This is a genomic window from Salmonella sp. A29-2, from assembly GCF_020150755.1.
GTDB classification, from domain to species: domain Bacteria; phylum Pseudomonadota; class Gammaproteobacteria; order Enterobacterales; family Enterobacteriaceae; genus Salmonella; species Salmonella enterica.
The window spans coordinates 1,388,214-1,406,059 of the sequence record NZ_CP083731.1 but is presented as its reverse complement, the minus strand read 5'-3'; the positions used below and the strand labels follow the sequence as shown (position 1 = coordinate 1,406,059).

General features: G+C 53.2%; 19 protein-coding genes. 11 read left to right on the top strand and 8 right to left on the bottom strand.

Annotated elements, in window-relative coordinates; all coding sequences use genetic code 11:
* Positions 1-52: 52 nt before the first annotated feature.
* Complete coding sequence (gene xapA, locus K8W53_RS06710; RefSeq protein ID WP_001119748.1) at positions 53-886, bottom strand: xanthosine phosphorylase; 834 nt, start codon at positions 884-886, stop codon at positions 53-55.
* Between the two features lie 255 nt (positions 887-1,141).
* Here xapA and K8W53_RS06705 point away from each other — a divergent pair, with 255 nt between their 5' ends.
* Complete coding sequence (locus K8W53_RS06705) at positions 1,142-1,903, top strand: outer membrane protein (RefSeq protein ID WP_000722926.1); 762 nt, start codon at positions 1,142-1,144, stop codon at positions 1,901-1,903.
* 61 nt (positions 1,904-1,964) lie between these two features.
* On the opposite strand, the gene K8W53_RS06700 is transcribed toward K8W53_RS06705, so the two are convergent.
* Positions 1,965-2,891 (bottom strand): LysR family transcriptional regulator, encoded by a 927-nt coding sequence (locus tag K8W53_RS06700; RefSeq protein WP_001109831.1) that lies wholly within the window; start codon positions 2,889-2,891, stop codon positions 1,965-1,967.
* An 89-nt stretch (positions 2,892-2,980) separates the two neighbouring features.
* Here K8W53_RS06700 and K8W53_RS06695 point away from each other — a divergent pair, with 89 nt between their 5' ends.
* Positions 2,981-3,979, top strand: a complete 999-nt coding sequence (locus tag K8W53_RS06695) for a bile acid:sodium symporter family protein (protein WP_000765580.1) — start codon at positions 2,981-2,983, stop codon at positions 3,977-3,979.
* Here the strand turns inward: K8W53_RS06695 and K8W53_RS06690 are convergent.
* The 3 genes from K8W53_RS06690 to zipA form a co-directional block, all read right to left on the bottom strand.
* Positions 3,976-4,194, bottom strand: a complete 219-nt coding sequence (locus tag K8W53_RS06690) for a DUF3820 family protein (protein ID WP_001519708.1) — start codon at positions 4,192-4,194, stop codon at positions 3,976-3,978. The two genes, K8W53_RS06695 and K8W53_RS06690, sit on opposite strands and share 4 nt — an antisense overlap.
* Before the next feature lies 1 nt (position 4,195).
* Positions 4,196-6,211 carry an NAD-dependent DNA ligase LigA gene (ligA, locus tag K8W53_RS06685; RefSeq protein ID WP_052939462.1) on the bottom strand — a complete coding sequence of 672 codons (2,016 nt, stop codon included), beginning with the start codon at positions 6,209-6,211 and terminating at the stop codon, positions 4,196-4,198.
* Between the two features lie 71 nt (positions 6,212-6,282).
* Entirely contained in the window at positions 6,283-7,269 is a 987-nt protein-coding gene (gene zipA / locus K8W53_RS06680; protein ID WP_000983126.1) for a cell division protein ZipA, read from the bottom strand.
* A gap of 231 nt (positions 7,270-7,500) precedes the next feature.
* Here zipA and cysZ point away from each other — a divergent pair, with 231 nt between their 5' ends.
* The 5 genes from cysZ to crr all read left to right on the top strand — a co-directional run bounded on the left by cysZ (position 7,501) and on the right by crr (position 12,363).
* Positions 7,501-8,262 (top strand): sulfate transporter CysZ, encoded by a 762-nt coding sequence (gene cysZ / locus K8W53_RS06675; protein WP_000255006.1) that lies wholly within the window; start codon positions 7,501-7,503, stop codon positions 8,260-8,262.
* Between the two features lie 163 nt (positions 8,263-8,425).
* Positions 8,426-9,397: a cysteine synthase A gene (gene cysK / locus K8W53_RS06670; RefSeq protein WP_000036904.1), complete on the top strand. Its 972-nt coding sequence runs from the start codon at positions 8,426-8,428 to the stop codon at positions 9,395-9,397.
* A 383-nt stretch (positions 9,398-9,780) separates the two neighbouring features.
* Positions 9,781-10,038 (top strand): phosphocarrier protein Hpr, encoded by a 258-nt coding sequence (gene ptsH / locus K8W53_RS06665; protein ID WP_000487600.1) that lies wholly within the window; start codon positions 9,781-9,783, stop codon positions 10,036-10,038.
* A 47-nt stretch (positions 10,039-10,085) separates the two neighbouring features.
* Positions 10,086-11,813, top strand: coding sequence for a phosphoenolpyruvate-protein phosphotransferase PtsI (gene ptsI, locus K8W53_RS06660; RefSeq protein ID WP_000623118.1), 1,728 nt, complete (start codon positions 10,086-10,088; stop codon positions 11,811-11,813).
* A gap of 40 nt (positions 11,814-11,853) precedes the next feature.
* Entirely contained in the window at positions 11,854-12,363 is a 510-nt protein-coding gene (gene crr / locus K8W53_RS06655; protein WP_000522253.1) for a PTS glucose transporter subunit IIA, read from the top strand.
* Positions 12,364-12,512: 149 nt separating this feature from the next.
* Here the strand turns inward: crr and K8W53_RS06650 are convergent, their stop codons facing one another.
* Both K8W53_RS06650 and pdxK read right to left on the bottom strand, forming a co-directional pair.
* Positions 12,513-12,752: a hypothetical protein gene (locus K8W53_RS06650; protein WP_000844547.1), complete on the bottom strand. Its 240-nt coding sequence runs from the start codon at positions 12,750-12,752 to the stop codon at positions 12,513-12,515.
* Positions 12,749-13,615: a pyridoxine/pyridoxal/pyridoxamine kinase gene (pdxK, locus tag K8W53_RS06645; protein ID WP_000529613.1), complete on the bottom strand. Its 867-nt coding sequence runs from the start codon at positions 13,613-13,615 to the stop codon at positions 12,749-12,751. The genes K8W53_RS06650 and pdxK overlap by 4 nt, the downstream gene beginning before the upstream one ends.
* 82 nt (positions 13,616-13,697) lie before the next feature.
* Here pdxK and ptsJ point away from each other — a divergent pair, with 82 nt between their 5' ends.
* Genes ptsJ through K8W53_RS06625 form a run of 4 tightly spaced genes read left to right on the top strand, consistent with a single transcriptional unit; the run spans position 13,698 to position 16,715 of the window.
* Positions 13,698-14,990, top strand: a complete 1,293-nt coding sequence (gene ptsJ / locus K8W53_RS06640) for a transcriptional regulator PtsJ (RefSeq protein ID WP_000565113.1) — start codon at positions 13,698-13,700, stop codon at positions 14,988-14,990.
* Between the two features lie 14 nt (positions 14,991-15,004).
* The gene (locus K8W53_RS06635) at positions 15,005-15,724 is read left to right on the top strand and encodes a GMP synthase (RefSeq protein ID WP_001263752.1); all 720 of its coding nucleotides are present in this window, start codon (positions 15,005-15,007) and stop codon (positions 15,722-15,724) included.
* A gap of 58 nt (positions 15,725-15,782) precedes the next feature.
* Entirely contained in the window at positions 15,783-16,163 is a 381-nt protein-coding gene (locus K8W53_RS06630) for a YfeK family protein (protein ID WP_000710730.1), read from the top strand.
* Between the two features lie 12 nt (positions 16,164-16,175).
* Complete coding sequence (locus K8W53_RS06625; protein ID WP_001119686.1) at positions 16,176-16,715, top strand: transglycosylase domain-containing protein; 540 nt, start codon at positions 16,176-16,178, stop codon at positions 16,713-16,715.
* 130 nt (positions 16,716-16,845) lie between these two features.
* Here the strand turns inward: K8W53_RS06625 and cysM are convergent, their stop codons facing one another.
* The gene (gene cysM, locus K8W53_RS06620; protein WP_023223676.1) at positions 16,846-17,757 is read right to left on the bottom strand and encodes a cysteine synthase CysM; all 912 of its coding nucleotides are present in this window, start codon (positions 17,755-17,757) and stop codon (positions 16,846-16,848) included.
* Positions 17,758-17,846 lie beyond the last annotated feature (89 nt).

The following is a 17,846-nucleotide window of genomic DNA, read 5'->3' as shown; positions in this document are numbered from 1 at the left end:
TTTATTCCTTGCCGTGAGATAAAGCCCCAATACGGGGCCGTAGTCATTGTGTTTAGGCCAGCTTACGTAAAAAGCCGCAAATCAGATTTATAAAGTTCTGCCGGGAAAGTTCAGCCGCCGCCAGCGTTTGCGCATGGGAGAGTTTTACATCGCCTAACCCTTCCGCCAGATTGGTGATCGCTGAGACGGCAACAACTTTGAGGCCACAATGACGTGCGCTAATCACCTCAGGGACAACGGACATTCCGACCACATCGCCGCCAATAATCTGCATCATGCGGATTTCTGCCGCCGTTTCGAAGTTCGGACCCGGATAAGAAACAAATACGCCTTCAGTGAGGGGGAATCCCTCCTCTGCCGCAACGGACTGAAGCATGGCGCGATAATCTGCGTCATAAGCATTAGCCAGCGAGAAGAAGCGATCGCCATAACGATCATCGTTTGGCCCCACCATCGGCGTACCGGGCATCGTATTAATGTGATCGCTAAGCGCAACCAGGCTACCCGGCCCCACTTCCGGACGCAGAGATCCTGCCGCATTGGTACAGAACAACACTTCACAGCCCAGTAATTTCAACGTGCGAATGGCATCGGTCATCACCGCCATTCCACGCCCTTCATAAAAATGTCCGCGGCCTTTCATACAGGCCACCGGAACACCCGCCAGATGGCCGAGCACCAGTTCACCAGCATGGCCGTGTACGGTGCTGACGGGAAATCCCGGCAATTTCTCGTAAGAAATGGCTACCGCATCTTCGATTTGATCCGCCAGAGCACCCAACCCGGAGCCTAAAATAAACGCGACTCGCGGGGTAAATGCCGGTTTATGTGCATGAATAATATCAATACAATACTCAGGATTATGAGAAAAAAGAGCGTGAGGCATAAGTTTCCTTGTTCTATCGGATTTAATTTGACTCCTTTTTATAACGACCATCGCCCCTTGCTGACCAATACACTTTTCACGTGTCATCAATAGCCATTTAATATCGATAGATTTAGATCGCTTCTGTATTAATACAGAGGGAAAACAGTATTGGTTTTTGCTTGCACTTCATATTAACAATATGCCGCTTTCATATTTATAAATTGCCTCTTTTTAATTAACCCATTAATAATTATCGGCATAGGGAAATATGCTATGAAAAAAATTCTTACTCTGACGCTTTCTTCTTTACTCATTATTCCCGCACTCACCCATGCGGAATTTAAAGGCGGGTTCGCCGATATCGGCCTCCATTACCTCGACTGGACATCAGACACCACGGAAAAAACCAGTAAAAAATCCCATAAAGATGATTTTGGGTACCTGGAACTGGAAGGCGGAGCGAATTTTAGCTGGGGAGAAATGTACGGGTTCTTCGACTGGGAAAATTTTTACAATGGCCGCCACGCTAAACCAGGCAGCGAACAGCGTTACACCTTTAAAAATACCAACCGTATTTATCTGGGCGATACAGGATTAAACCTCTATCTCCATGCCTACGGGACGTACGGTTCACCTCATCGCGCTAATTTCCATGATGACATGTTTCTCTATGGTTTAGGCTATAACTTCACAGGTAACGGTTACTGGTTTAAACCCTTCTTTGCCAAACGTTATACCGATCAGACCTACTACACAGGCGATAATGGTTATGTATTAGGTTGGGTGGCCGGCTATAGCTTCTCGTTGGGTAGTGAGAAATTCAGCGTAACGAACTGGAATGAGTATGAGTTTGACCGCGATGCGTCCTACGCTGCGGGCAATGGCGGGAAAGATGGCATTAATGGCGCAGTAGCGCTGTGGTGGAATGCGACTCCTCACCTGACCGCAGGAGTACAATATCGTTACGCTGATAATAAGTTAGGAGAATCCTTCCTGCAGGATGGCATTATTTATTCCATCAAGTACCTGTTTTAACACACAGCCCTGTCAAAAATGGCAGGGCAAGACCGCACCTCACACACGGACAGATAGATATTTATAGCTGATACAGCGGATCTTTCGCCCTCGCGGCGGTTAATTCGCTGGCCTGAGTACGCACCACGTCCCACAACGCCTGCGCCGCCGTGGAGAGCGATCGGTTTTTTCGCCGCGCCAGCATGAGCTGCCTTTCAACTACGGGCGTCAGCCGTTTAACCTGTAAGTGGCTGCCCTGCGGGAGCGGTAACGCCAGCGCGGGCAGCACGCTGATGCCGATTCCCGCTTCCACCATTGGAAACAGCGTGGCCGGGTGACCAATCTCCTGCACGATATCCGCCTCAATAGCAAAATGGGCCAGCGCCGCATCAATCAGCGGTCGACTGCCGGAAGCATAATCCTGTAAGACCAGCGACGCCTGTTTAAGATCCTGCCAGCTTACCCATTCCTGATGCGCCAGCGGATGATCCTGGCGACACAACAGTAAAAAAGGCTCTGATAAGATGGCTTCACACTGTAAATCCACCGCTGCGCCGGGATCGATAACGATGCCAAAATCCACTTCACCCTGGCGGATGCTCTCCAGCACCCACTGCTGCGGACGATCGTGCAATACAAAATCAATAGCGGGATAAAGCGAATTACTTTGGGCAATGCATTGCGGAATAAGATGAGCAGAAATGGTTTGGCTCGCGGCAACGCGCACGGTGCCGGTTAATTGTGTCCCTACTCTGCCTGCATCGCGCAGTATGCTGTTCAGTTCATCCAGCACCCGCTCCAGACGCGTCGCCAGTTGTTGCCCCGCCTCGGTCAGCACCACCTCACGCGTAGTGCGATCCAACAGTCTGACGCCGGTTTGCCGCTCCAGCTCTTTTACGCTATGACTGACCGCAGACTGGCTCAGTCCAATCCTGTCCCCTGCCCGACTGAAACTTTTGGCCTGGGCGACGGTAATAAAAATACGCAGTTGACGCAGTGAATAGTTCATCGACTAGATTCATATATAGATGCAATAAATCAATTTTATTTCTCAAAGCGAAAAACGCAAAATAGCTGCACCGACTTTCAGGAGTTTTTATGAAACTTTTTCGTATCCTTGACCCTTTCACGCTGACACTTATCACCGTGGTACTACTGGCCTCTTTTTTCCCGGCGGAAGGCAGCTTTGTGCCTGTCGTTGAAGGCATTACGACAGCGGCCATCGCTCTGCTGTTTTTTATGCATGGCGCGAAGCTTTCGCGTGAAGCGATCATCGCTGGCGGCAGCCACTGGCGGTTGCATCTGTGGGTCATGTGCAGCACTTTTGTGCTCTTTCCTGTCCTCGGCGTACTGTTTGCCTGGTGGGCGCCTGTCAATGTCGACCCTATGCTCTACAGCGGCTTTCTGTATCTGTGCATTTTGCCCGCCACCGTGCAGTCTGCGATTGCGTTTACTTCACTCGCGGGCGGTAACGTCGCGGCCGCGGTGTGCTCAGCGTCTGCGTCCAGTCTGCTGGGCATTTTCCTGTCGCCGCTGCTGGTCGGTCTGGTAATGAATATTCATGGCGCGCAGGGCAGTCTGGAAGAGGTGGGCAAAATTATGCTGCAACTGCTGCTGCCTTTTGTGCTGGGACACCTGTCTCGCCCGTGGATCGGCAACTGGGTCGCGCGCAACAAAAAGTGGATCGCGAAAACAGATCAGACCTCTATTTTGCTGGTGGTCTACTCGGCGTTCAGCGAAGCGGTGGTCAACGGCATCTGGCACAAAGTCGGCTGGGGATCGCTGCTGTTTATCGTCGTGGTCAGTCTCATACTGTTGGCGATCGTCATCGCCATTAACGTCTTTGTCGCCCGTAAATGCGGCTTCAATAAAGCCGACGAAATCACTATTGTTTTCTGCGGTTCGAAAAAAAGCCTGGCCAACGGGATCCCGATGGCCAATATTCTGTTTCCGACGTCAGTGCTGGGTATGATGGTATTACCGCTGATGATCTTCCACCAGATCCAACTGATGGTCTGCGCAGGGCTGGCGCGGCGCTACAAACGCCAGACCGAGAAGTTACAGGCGCAGCAGGAAAGCCGCGCCGCGAAAGCTTAAAGCGGGCGTTTCAGGGGCTGCACCAGTTGCGTCAGCCCCTCGGTTTTAATCAGCAGCGTGATTTGCATCAATTCCCCCAGTTTACCCGCCGGAAATTGATCTTTACGGGCAAACCACAGCAAATACTCTTCCGGAAGGTCGATCAATCGACGTCCCTGATATTTGCCGAACGGCATCACGGTGTTGGCGATTTCAACCAGCTGCTCTTTTTCCATCTCAGGCACCCAGTAAGCGGATCATTTCCGCTTCATCAATCACGGTAATACCCAGTTCCTGCGCTTTGGCCAGTTTGGAACCCGCCGCTTCACCGGCAATCACCAGATCGGTTTTCTTCGATACGCTGCCTGCCACTTTCGCGCCCAGCGCCACTAAACGCGCTTTAGCGTCATCGCGAGACATCTGGCTCAGGCTACCGGTTAGTACCACGGTTTTACCAGCAAACGGGCTATCGATCTCTTGCACATTAATGACTACCGGCGCGGGCCAGTGCACCCCTTCCGCCAGTAGCTGCCCAATCACGTCACGATTACTCTCTTCGGCAAAAAAGTTAAAGACGTGCGTAGCGACCACAATCCCCACGTCAGGTACTTTCTGCAACTCGTCAATGGTGGCGGCCTGCAGCGCCTCCAGCGTACCGAAATAAGCCGCCAGCCCCGCCGCCGTCGCTTCACCCACTTCACGGATGCCCAGCGCATAGAGAAAACGCGCAAAGGTCGTCGCTTTGGCTTTTTCCAGCGCGTTAACAACATTTTGCGCGGACTTTGGCCCCATTCGGTCCAGGCCGGTCAGTTTACCCGCCGTCAGACGGAACAGATCCGCTGGCGTATGGACATACTCCCTATCCACCAGTTGGTCGATGATCTTATCGCCCATCCCGTCTACATCCATCGCCCGGCGCGACACAAAATGTTTTAGCGACTCTTTACGCTGCGCGCCGCAAATCAGCCCGCCGGTACAACGGGTAACGGCTTCGCCTTCAACGCGCTCTACGTCCGATCCGCACACCGGACAGTGCGTTGGAAACACAATCGGACGCGTCTCTTCAGGGCGTTCGGACAGAACCACGTTGACCACCTGAGGGATCACATCGCCTGCCCGACGGATAACCACCTTATCGCCAATGCGCAAGCCAAGCCGCTCAATTTCATCGGCATTATGCAACGTGGCATTGCTGACCAGCACACCAGCCACCTGAACCGGTTCCAGACGCGCCACCGGCGTAATCGCCCCGGTGCGCCCGACCTGAAACTCAACATCGCGCACAAAAGTCATCTGCTCCTGAGCAGGAAATTTAAACGCCACCGCCCAGCGCGGCGCGCGGGCCACAAAGCCCAGCTGTTCCTGCAAAGCCAGCGAGTTGACCTTAATCACCACGCCGTCGATATCAAAACCGAGCGTGGGGCGATCTTTTTCGACGTTGCGATAAAAATCCAGTACCGCCTGGGGAGAATCGCACAGCGTCACGCGATCGCTGACCGGTAACCCCCACGCTTTAAATTGCAGCAAACGTCCCAGATGCGTATCCGGCAACTCGCCGCCTTCCAGAATACCGACGCCGTAGCAGAAAAATGTTAGCGGTCGCTTCGCCGTAATACGCGGATCGAGCTGACGCAGCGAGCCCGCCGCCGCGTTACGCGGGTTAGCAAACACTTTGCCGCCAGTGCGGCGCGCGTCTTCATTGATCTTTTCAAACCCGGCCTGCGGTAAAAATACCTCTCCGCGAACTTCAAGACGCGCCGGAATGTTATCGCCGTGCAGCTTTAACGGAATGGCGCGAATCGTGCGCACGTTTGAAGTGATATCTTCACCGGTGGTGCCGTCGCCACGTGTCGCAGCGCTCACCAGCACGCCGTTTTCATACAGAATGCTGACCGCCAGGCCATCCAGCTTTAGCTCGCAGCACCAGATGACATTTTCCGTGCTTTTTAGACGATCCTGCACTCGCTTGTTAAACGCCAGGAAGCTTTCTTCATCAAATACGTTATCGAGCGACAGCATCGGTACTTCATGACGAATCTGGTTGAATGCCGTCAGCGGCGCCGCGCCAACGCGCTGCGTGGGCGAATCCGGCGTGATAAGGTCCGGACGTTGCGCCTCCAGCTCTCGTAGTTCCCGCATCAGGCGGTCATATTCGGCGTCGGGAATCTCGGGCGCATCCATCACATGATACAGATATTCATGATGGCGAAGCGTGGTTCGCAGTTCTGTCAGTTGTTGTTCGATTGGTTCCATATCACACCATCAATGATAAAAAACCCCCGACAGGCGGGGGTTACGTTAAAAATGTCACACCTGCGTTAACCTCAGGCGTTAGCGTCCATCACCTCGCGGATGCGGTCCTGATATTCGCGCAGTTTCTGCGGCGTCATCATCCGACGCTGGTCATCCAGCACAACGCCACCGACCTCATCAGCGATATGCTGCGCGGATTGCAGCATCAGCTTGAAGTTCTGCAGCGCATCGCCGTAAGACGGTACCTGCATAAAGATAGTGACGCCAGGCGTAGTGAAGTCCGTCATTTCAGGATCGAACGTTCCCGGATTGACCATATTCGCCAGACTGAACAAGGCCGGGCCGCTGCCGTCCGGGCTCAAATGACGATGGAAAATATTCATATCGCCAAATTTAAAGCCTGACTGCTGAATACTGTTCAGTAACACTTCACCATTAAGCTCGCTGCCATGATGGGCCGCGACGTTCATAATGATGACCGCCTCTTTACGCTGCGGTTTTTCCACAACCGGCGCTTCTTCCACTACCGGTTCCGCCTCAACCACAGGTTCCGCAGGCTGGAAGGTTTGCGCTGATGGCGGCGGCGCGGGCTGCGCAACAGGCTGCGGCGCTTGCGACGGCGGTGCAGGCTGCTGTTGCGGCGGCTGTACCGGCGGCGCAGATGGCTGAACCTGCTGAGGCTGAGGCGCAGGTTGGACCGGTTGCTGAACCGGCTGTTGCATCGGCGCTTGCGGCTGCGGCGGCGCCGCTGGACGCGGTTGCGCAGACGCATAAGGCGGCTGGTACTGGTGTTGCGGCGACTGACGAGGGGCATCATGCTCCTGCGACTGGCCGGGGGCATGATTTACGCGGTGAACACGAACTTCACCCACGCCTTCGTCTTCTTCGACATCGTCGTCATACGAGTCGTCGTCGCGTTTCGATTTCATGCGTTTTAGTGGACGATCGCGGAACATAGAAGATCGTTCTTTACGGCTGGTCCAGAAACCATGTACCAGTAAAGCGATTATGGCGATCGCGCCAACAATGATTAATATCAGACGCAAATCCTGCATCATTATATTCTCTGTTGTTCTAACACCTTGCCACCACGGCAAACATTTACTCACTAAGAGTATTTGCCGATTACGTCAAGTGCAAGTGTACTGTTGGCTTTCGCAGCATAAAGATGAAGGAAAATGTGCTTTTTGCTGTTTTTTCGAACATTTCCGAACTATCCACCGTCTGATAACCGGGTAAGATATCCCACGTTTACCCAGGGCTTTAAGAAAAAGGAGTATGTCCTGAATATGGTTTCATCATCCACAACCGTACCACGTAGCGGCGTCTATTATTTCTCGCAAGGATGGAAGTTAGTCACCCTACCGGGAATCCGCCGCTTTGTTATTTTACCTCTGCTGGTCAACATTGTGCTGATGGGCGGCGCATTTTGGTGGCTGTTTACCCAGCTTGACGCCTGGATACCTTCGTTGATGAGTCATGTGCCGGACTGGCTGCAATGGCTGAGCTATCTGCTGTGGCCGATTGCGGTTATCTCTGTTCTACTGGTCTTTGGCTATTTTTTCTCTACCCTCGCCAACTGGATCGCCGCGCCGTTTAACGGCCTTTTAGCCGAACAGCTTGAGGCGCGGTTAACCGGCGCCACGCCGCCAGATACCGGCATACTCGGCATCATGAAAGATGTACCGCGCATTATGAAACGTGAATGGCAAAAGCTGGCGTGGTATCTGCCGCGCGCTATTGTGCTGCTGATTCTCTATTTTATTCCTGGCATTGGCCAAACCATCGCGCCGGTGCTGTGGTTTTTGTTCAGCGCCTGGATGCTGGCGATCCAGTATTGCGACTACCCGTTTGATAACCACAAAGTGCCGTTTAAAACGATGCGCGCCGCGTTGCGCACGCAGAAGGTGGCGAATATGCAATTTGGCGCGCTCACCAGTCTCTTTACGATGATTCCGGTGCTTAACCTTTTCATTATGCCTGTCGCCGTCTGTGGCGCGACGGCAATGTGGGTTGATTGCTGGCGTGCTAAGCACGCGTTATGGAAATAACGTAAAAATGTATAAATAAGAGATGGCTTATGCTGTCTCTTATTCCATACTGATAACCATTATTCCCCATCAGCATATAGATATGCGAAATCCTTACTTCCCCATATCTGGCTGAAAGGTATGCTGGGAAGGTATCCCAATTTCATACAGTTAAGGACAGGCCATGAGTAAGATTTATGAAGATAACTCGCTGACTATCGGTCATACGCCGCTGGTTCGACTGAACCGTATCGGTAATGGACGCATTCTGGCGAAGGTGGAGTCGCGCAACCCGAGCTTCAGCGTCAAGTGCCGTATCGGCGCCAATATGATTTGGGATGCCGAAAAGCGCGGTGTACTGAAACCTGGCGTGGAACTGGTGGAGCCGACCAGCGGCAACACCGGTATTGCGCTGGCGTATGTCGCCGCCGCGCGCGGTTACAAACTCACCCTGACCATGCCGGAGACCATGAGCATTGAACGCCGCAAGCTACTCAAAGCATTAGGCGCGAATCTGGTGCTGACCGAAGGGGCGAAAGGGATGAAAGGCGCTATTCAGAAAGCCGAAGAAATTGTCGCCAGCGATCCGCAAAAATATCTCCTGCTCCAGCAGTTCAGCAACCCTGCCAACCCGGAAATCCATGAAAAAACCACCGGCCCGGAAATCTGGGAAGACACCGATGGTCAGGTGGATGTGTTTATCTCCGGCGTCGGTACTGGCGGTACGTTAACCGGCGTCACGCGTTATATCAAAGGGACGAAGGGTAAAACCGATCTTATCACCGTTGCGGTAGAACCCACTGACTCCCCGGTTATCGCCCAGGCGCTGGCTGGTGAAGAAATCAAACCGGGCCCACATAAAATTCAGGGCATCGGCGCAGGCTTCATCCCGGGCAACCTGGATCTGAAACTGATTGATAAAGTGGTTGGCATCACCAATGAAGAAGCCATTTCTACCGCGCGCCGTCTGATGGAAGAGGAAGGTATTCTGGCGGGAATTTCTTCCGGCGCCGCGGTTGCTGCAGCGCTTAAGCTGCAGGAAGATGAAAGCTTTACCAATAAGAATATTGTGGTTATCCTACCCTCATCAGGTGAGCGTTATCTGAGCACCGCGTTGTTCGCCGATCTCTTTACTGAGAAAGAACTGCAACAGTGATGCCAGCATGTTAAAAACGCGTAAAAAAGCACCTTTTTGGGTGCTTTTTTGTGGCCTGCTTCAAACTTTCACCTCACCTGGCATTGATTCACCCTGCCGGAACTGGTATTTAACCAGACTAATTATTTTGATGCGCGAAATTAATCGTTACAGGAAAAGCGTTAGCTGAATCGATTTTATGATTTGGTTCAAATCTTCCTTTCGCGGCATAATGTTTAATGACGAGCGAAACGTCAGCGGCCATAAGTTGCCAGCAACGGATTGCGTAGAACACCTTTTGTGTCGCGTCCCGTTTACGCCGGCGCTAACAATACAGGCTAAAGTTGAGCCGCCAGGCTAGACTTTAGTTCCACAACACTAAACCTATAAGTTGGGGAAATACAATGTTCCAGCAAGAAGTTACCATTACCGCTCCGAACGGTCTGCACACCCGCCCTGCTGCTCAGTTTGTTAAAGAAGCAAAAGGCTTCACTTCTGAGATTACTGTGACTTCCAACGGCAAAAGCGCCAGCGCGAAAAGCCTGTTTAAACTGCAGACTCTGGGCCTGACTCAAGGCACCGTCGTCACCATCTCCGCAGAAGGTGAAGATGAGCAGAAAGCGGTTGAACATCTGGTCAAACTGATGGCGGAACTCGAGTAAGTTTTTTCCGGGTTCTTTTAAAAATCAGTCACAAGTAAGGTAGGGTTATGATTTCAGGCATTTTAGCATCCCCGGGTATCGCTTTCGGCAAAGCACTGCTGCTGAAAGAAGACGAAATCGTCATTGACCGGAAAAAAATTTCTGCCGACAAGGTTGATCAGGAAGTTGAACGTTTTCTGAGCGGTCGTGCCAAGGCATCTGCGCAACTGGAAGCGATCAAGACAAAAGCTGGTGAAACGTTCGGTGAAGAAAAAGAAGCCATCTTTGAAGGGCATATTATGCTGCTCGAAGATGAGGAGCTGGAGCAGGAAATCATAGCCCTGATTAAAGATAAGCACATGACGGCTGACGCAGCCGCACATGAAGTTATCGAAGGTCAGGCCACTGCCCTGGAAGAACTGGATGACGAATACCTGAAAGAGCGTGCGGCTGACGTACGTGATATCGGTAAGCGCCTGCTGCGCAACATCCTGGGTCTGGCCATTATCGATCTGAGCGCGATTCAGGAAGAAGTTATCCTGGTTGCCGCTGACCTGACGCCGTCAGAAACCGCACAGTTGAACCTGCAGAAAGTGCTGGGCTTCATCACCGACGCGGGCGGACGTACGTCTCATACCTCCATCATGGCGCGTTCTCTGGAACTGCCAGCGATCGTAGGTACCGGTAGCGTCACCTCTCAGGTGAAAAACGGCGACTATCTGATTCTGGATGCCGTGAACAACCAGGTTTACGTCAACCCGACCAACGATGTTATTGAGCAACTGCGCGCCGTCCAGGAGCAGGTTGCGACCGAGAAAGCGGAACTCGCAAAACTGAAAGATCTGCCGGCAATCACGCTGGATGGACATCAGGTCGAAGTTTGCGCCAACATCGGTACCGTTCGCGACGTTGAAGGCGCTGAGCGTAACGGCGCGGAAGGCGTTGGTCTGTATCGTACTGAATTCCTGTTCATGGATCGCGACGCGCTGCCGACGGAAGAAGAGCAGTTTGCCGCCTATAAAGCGGTCGCTGAAGCGTGCGGCTCGCAGGCGGTTATCGTCCGTACCATGGACATTGGCGGCGACAAAGAGCTGCCGTACATGAACTTCCCGAAAGAAGAGAACCCGTTCCTGGGCTGGCGCGCCGTGCGTATCGCCATGGATCGCAAAGAGATCCTGCGTGACCAGGTTCGCGCGATTCTGCGTGCCTCCGCTTTCGGTAAATTGCGCATTATGTTCCCGATGATCATCTCTGTTGAAGAAGTTCGCGCGCTGCGCAAAGAGATTGAAATCTACAAACAGGAACTGCGTGACGAAGGTAAAGCATTTGACGAAAGCATTGAGATTGGCGTGATGGTGGAAACACCGGCTGCGGCGACAATTGCGCGTCATTTAGCCAAAGAAGTTGATTTCTTTAGTATCGGCACCAATGATTTAACGCAGTACACCCTGGCAGTTGACCGTGGTAATGATATGATTTCACACCTTTACCAGCCAATGTCACCGTCCGTACTGAACTTGATCAAGCAAGTTATTGATGCTTCTCATGCAGAAGGTAAATGGACTGGCATGTGTGGTGAGCTTGCAGGCGACGAACGTGCTACACTTCTGTTGCTGGGGATGGGTCTGGACGAATTCTCTATGAGCGCCATTTCTATCCCGCGCATTAAGAAGATTATCCGTAACACGAACTTCGAAGATGCGAAGGTGTTAGCAGAGCAGGCTCTTGCTCAACCGACAACGGACGAGTTAATGACGCTGGTTAACAAGTTCATTGAAGAAAAAACAATCTGCTAATCCACGAGATGCGGCCCAATTTACTGCTTAGGAGAAGATCATGGGTTTGTTCGATAAACTAAAATCTCTGGTTTCTGATGATAAGAAAGACACCGGAACTATTGAGATTGTTGCCCCGCTCTCTGGCGAGATCGTCAACATCGAAGACGTGCCGGATGTAGTTTTTGCTGAAAAAATCGTTGGTGATGGCATCGCTATCAAACCAACCGGTAACAAAATGGTCGCCCCTGTTGACGGCACCATCGGCAAAATCTTTGAAACCAACCATGCGTTCTCTATCGAATCCGATAGCGGCATTGAGCTGTTCGTTCACTTCGGTATCGACACCGTTGAGCTGAAAGGCGAAGGCTTCAAGCGTATTGCTGAAGAAGGTCAGCGCGTGAAAGTTGGCGATCCGGTCATCGAGTTCGATCTGCCGTTGCTGGAAGAAAAAGCCAAGTCTACCCTGACTCCGGTTGTTATCTCCAACATGGATGAAATCAAAGAACTGATCAAACTGTCCGGTAGCGTGACCGTGGGTGAAACTCCGGTTATCCGCATTAAGAAGTAATTCTTGCCGCAGTGAAGAATGGCGCCTTTGGGCGCCATTTTTTTTGCCTGTACTTGCGCCGCCATCCGGCGATGGTGCGGCGTACTGCCTGATGGCGCTACGCTTATCAGGCCTACAAGGTTGCGAACATTTCAGCGCCAATCCACGGGCTACAACTGCGAGGTCACCGGGCGAAAGCACTTCTCGCGCATCAGGATCTTCATCCCATCCGGGCCACTCTCCAGCATCCTGCGTTCGGAATCGGACACTTGCAACTCGCACTGATAGCCGCCAGTGATGCCAAACATCGCCCGCGCTACGCAAATATCTTCCAGCGCGTCCAGCCCGCTCGTTTCAAAATACCCCACGATACGCCCCTGCTGGCGAACCACCAGCCGATAACTCTTCATCGCGCCTCCCCTGCCGGCGGCAGAATTAACTCATCACAGCCACACTGCTGTGTCCAGGTCATCACCTCCAGCACGCGCTGCGCCGCATCTTTTGCCGCGGTCGTCAGTTTTTTTCCCTGCACAATACCGCTGACCAGCTCGGCGCAGAAGAGATCTCCCGTCCCTTTTAATTCCGTCGCCACCCGCGGATGGGCAAAGACCTCCACGACCTGCGCAGTAACGACCGCAACCGTTATGGTCTCCAAAGATTCGCCCGGCGCGCTGGTGATAACCACCCATTTCAGCGTATCGGAAAGCAGCGATTGCGCCGCCGCCACCGCCTCTTCCAGCGTGCGGCACGGTTTACCACTCAGCATCTCCAGCTCAAATACGTTCGGCGTTAGCCCCTGCGCCTGCGGCAACAAATGTGTGCGATAAGCCTGCGGAATTTCCGCCTGCACATACATTCCACTGTCGGTATCGCCAATGACCGGATCGACAAGAATACACACCTCCGGATGCGAAGCCCGGATCGCCATTAGCCACTTCGAAAGCAAGACAATTTGGTCTGCGCTGCCCATGTAACCGGTGGTAATCGCTTTTAATTCACGTAGCGCATCGCGCTCATTCAACGCCGTAAGGTAGCCTGCAAACCACTCGGCGGGAATAATGCCGCCATAAAACGTTTTATAGTGCGGCGTATTGCTGAACAACACCGTCGGGACCGCCGTCACGCGTAGTCCCTGCGCTTTAATGGCCGGAACAGCGATACTGTTGCCTACGCTGCCGTACACGACCTGTGACTGGACGGCGACGATATCGGTCTGTAACGCCCGATGGTTGTCGTCGAAGAGCACTGACTGAATATCACTCTCTTGTCCCATAAAATTTTCCTCTCGCTGGACAGCAGGCTACCGCCTCATTATCATTGTCATATGCTAAAATTCATTTTGTCATAGGTCAATAATGATCGACGGAAAAACCGCTAACGAAATTTTTGACAGTATCCGTCAACACATTATCGCCGGCACGTTACGGGCGGAGGATTCGCTCCCGCCGGTACGGGAGCTGGCAAGCGAATTAAAGGTGAACCGCAATACCGTCGCAGCGGCGTATAAACGGCTGATAACGGCGGGACTGGCGCAAAGTTTAGGCCGCAATGGGACGGTGATTAAAGGCAGTCCGTCTCCCGTAGCGCTGGAAGGCGGCGATCCACATACGCCTCTGCACGACCTTTCCGGCGGCAATCCCGATCCGCAGCGTCTGCCTGACCTTAGCCGTTATTTTGCCCGTCTCAGCCGCACGCCGCATCTCTACGGCGATGCGCCCGTTTCCCCTGAACTACACGCCTGGGCGGCGCGCTGGCTACGGGATGCCACCCCCGTCGCAGGTGAAATTGATATCACCAGCGGAGCTATCGACGCTATCGAAAGACTGCTTTGCGCGCATCTGCTGCCGGGCGACAGCGTCGCGGTGGAAGATCCCTGTTTTTTAAGCAGTATCAATATGCTGCGCTATGCCGGTTTTAGCGCCAGCCCGGTCAGTGTGGATAGCGAAGGAATGCAGCCTGAAAAGCTGGAACAGGCGCTAAACCAGGGCGCGCGGGCAGTGATCTTAACGCCGCGCGCGCACAACCCTACCGGCTGTAGCCTGAGCGCTCGCCGTGCCGCTGCGCTGCAAAATATACTGGCGCGTTACCCTCAGGTAGTGGTCATTATTGACGATCACTTCGCCCTGCTTTCTTCGTCGCCCTGGCAGCCGGTTATTGCGCAGACAACGCAACACTGGGCGGTGATACGCTCCGTTTCCAAAGCCCTCGGCCCCGATTTACGTCTTGCTATTGTCGCCAGCGACAGCGCGACCTCGGCAAAACTTCGGCTGCGGCTAAATGCCGGTAGTCAGTGGGTCAGCCATCTGTTACAGGATCTGGTCTACGCCTGCCTGACCGACCCTGAGTATCAGCACAGGCTGGCGCAAACGCGGCTGTTTTACGCCACCCGGCAACAAAAACTGGCCCGCGCCCTACAGCAATATGGCATCGCCATTTCTCCCGGCGACGGCGTGAATGCCTGGCTCCCGCTGGACACCCATAGCCAGGCTACCGCGTTTACGCTGGCAAAATCCGGCTGGCTGGTACGTGAGGGAGAAGCCTTTGGCGTAAGCGCGCCGTCTCACGGTCTACGTATCACGCTGTCGACATTAAATGACAGCGAGATCAACACGCTGGCGGCTGATATCCATCAGGCGCTAAATCGCTAACAGGAGAAAATAACGTGCGAGTTCATTTTGTTGTCCATGAGTCGTTTGAATCCGCTGGCGCTTATCTGAAATGGGCTGAAGATCGCGGTTATACCATTTCATGGTCGCGCGTCTATGCCGGAGAAGCGCTACCGCCCAATGCCGATGAGTTCGATATGCTCGTGGTATTTGGCGGTCCGCAGTCGCCGCGCACCACCCGCGAAGAGTGCCCGTACTTTGACTCTCGCGCCGAACAGCACTTAATTAATCAGGCGATTACGGCCCGGCGAATGGTTATCGGCATTTGTCTTGGTTCGCAGCTCATTGGCGAGGCGCTGGGCGCCGCTGTGTGCCAAAGTCCGGAAAAAGAGATTGGTCATTACCCTATTACGCTCACTGAAGCCGGTCTGCGGCATCCGCTTATCGCCCACTTTGGCTCCCCGTTAACCGTCGGCCACTGGCACAACGATATGCCAGGACTCACCGATCAGGCGACCGTGCTGGCCGAAAGCGAAGGCTGTCCACGTCAGATAGTGCAGTACGGCAATTTTGTCTACGGCTTCCAGTGTCATATGGAATTTACCGTCGAGGCGGTTGAAGGATTAATCCAACATTCGCAGCAGGAGCTGGCCGACGCGCAAGGGAAGCGTTTTATCCGCTCGGTTGCCGAGATGCGCGCATGGGATTACCAGCAGATGAATGAAAAGCTGTGGCGTTTTCTGGATGAACTCACGCTGGCGCACTCACAGAAATAACCACACCAGGAGTGCAACTTATTACCCGGCTAACGGTCTGAGGTGCAGTGATTATCGCATGAAAAAGGATTTTACCATGAAGAAAATTGTCTGCGCCGTCGTTGCGCTCCTGCTGACCCTACCCGCCTGGGCCAAACTCAACGCCCATGAAGAAGCGCGCATTAACGCCATGCTGAATGCGCTGGCGCAGAAAAAGGATCTGACATTCGTTCGTAACGGTGATGCGCATAACTGCGAGGAAGCCGTATCGCACCTGCGCTTAAAACTGGGCAACACGCGCAATCGTATCGACACCGCCGAACAGTTTATCGATAAAGTCGCGTCGTCGTCGTCCATCACCGGAAAACCCTATATCGTTAAAATTCCCGGTAAAAGCGATGAAAACGCGCAGCCTTATTTACATGCGCTTATTGCGGAAACGGATAAGAATGTTGAGTAAGAAAAAATCATAATGCCAGGCGTGTTACTGTGGTTTTTTAAAGGCGTTATCGCGCTTCTGTTAGCGTTTGCTGTAGGGTTAATCGTTTACTATTATCTGGAAATTCGTCCCATAGCCCAGACCGCATTACAGAGCGCCTCTTTCTGGTTGTCCGAATCGCCGCAGACGCGTTTTTTGCGCCGCGCTACGGCCAAAATACACCCCAAATCTTATACTGCCAGATTGCTCTATACCCAAGCCGGCGTGGATGGGCATTTCAGGACCGCGATCTGGGTGTTCTGGTTGGACAGCCTGTACCGCGACGACGAGCTGTATGCCATGATGCTGGCGCAAGCGTATTATGGCCGGGATTCGCAGGGTAACGCGGTTTACGGTACGAAAAATGCGGCGTTAACGTTATTTCACGTACCAGTGACAGAGATGACCTGCCAGCAACAAGTACAACTGATTTATATGTTTAAAGCACCGTCACTTTACCGGCCTGGTTCAGCCAGGCTGGTAGAAAGCAGCAAGCATTACATGACGCTTTGCCAGGAACAAATACAACAATAAGAACAACAGACGAGCTTTTATTATAAAAGACGGCGGTAATGCGCTGGCGCACATAGAAAATCGGCAGGATATTCCCGCTTGTCAAAGGCGGCCGTTGCCTTGTTTATCCCAATCAGCTGAACCCATTAGTTTAAATCCCTGCCCCCTGGCTGAAATGCTCTTCACCAAACACGCCGGTAGACAAGTAACGGTCGCCGCGATCGCAGATGATCGCCACCACTATCGCGCCGGGCGTGGCACGTGCGACGCGTAACGCGCCCGCTACCGCGCCGCCGGAACTCACGCCGCAGAAAATGCCTTCACGAACGGCCAGTTCACGCATGGTGTTTTCGGCATCATTCTGGTGAATATCCAGCACCTGGTCCACCAGGCTGGCGTTGAAAATCCCTGGCATATATTCCGCAGGCCAGCGGCGAATGCCCGGAATACTGCTGCCCTCTTCCGGTTGCAGGCCAACGATAGTGACCGGCTTTTCCTGCTCGCGCAGAAAACGCGACACGCCGGTAATGGTGCCGGTCGTGCCCATGCTGGAGACAAAATGCGTTACCCGCCCCTGCGTTTGCCGCCAGATTTCCGGGCCGGTGGTCGTGTAGTGGGCATACGGGTTATCGGGATTATTAAACTGATCGAGCAGTTTGCCCTCGCCTCGTTCAGACATAGCGAGCGCTAAATCGCGCGCCCCTTCCATTCCCTGCTCTTTAGTGACCAGAATCAGTTCCGCGCCATAGGCCCGCATTGCCGCCCGACGCTCCTGGCTCATGTTGTCTGGCATCAACAGCTTCATGCGATAACCTTTCAGCGCGGCGATCATCGCCAGCGCAATGCCAGTGTTGCCGCTGGTCGCTTCAATCAGGACATCGCCCGGTTTAATTTCCCCGCGCTTTTCCGCCTCGACAATCATCGATAGCGCCGCGCGATCTTTCACCGATCCTGCCGGATTATTGCCTTCCAGCTTAACCCAGATTTCACTGCCGTTATCCGGCGCCAGACGTTGTAATTTGACCAGCGGCGTATTGCCGATGGTTTGTTCTAATGTATTCACGTTTTCAGCTCAATAAAAATGCCGGGTGGCGCTGTGCTTACCCGGCCTACAAAATCACGATATACGCTGTAGGCCCGGTAAGCGAAGCG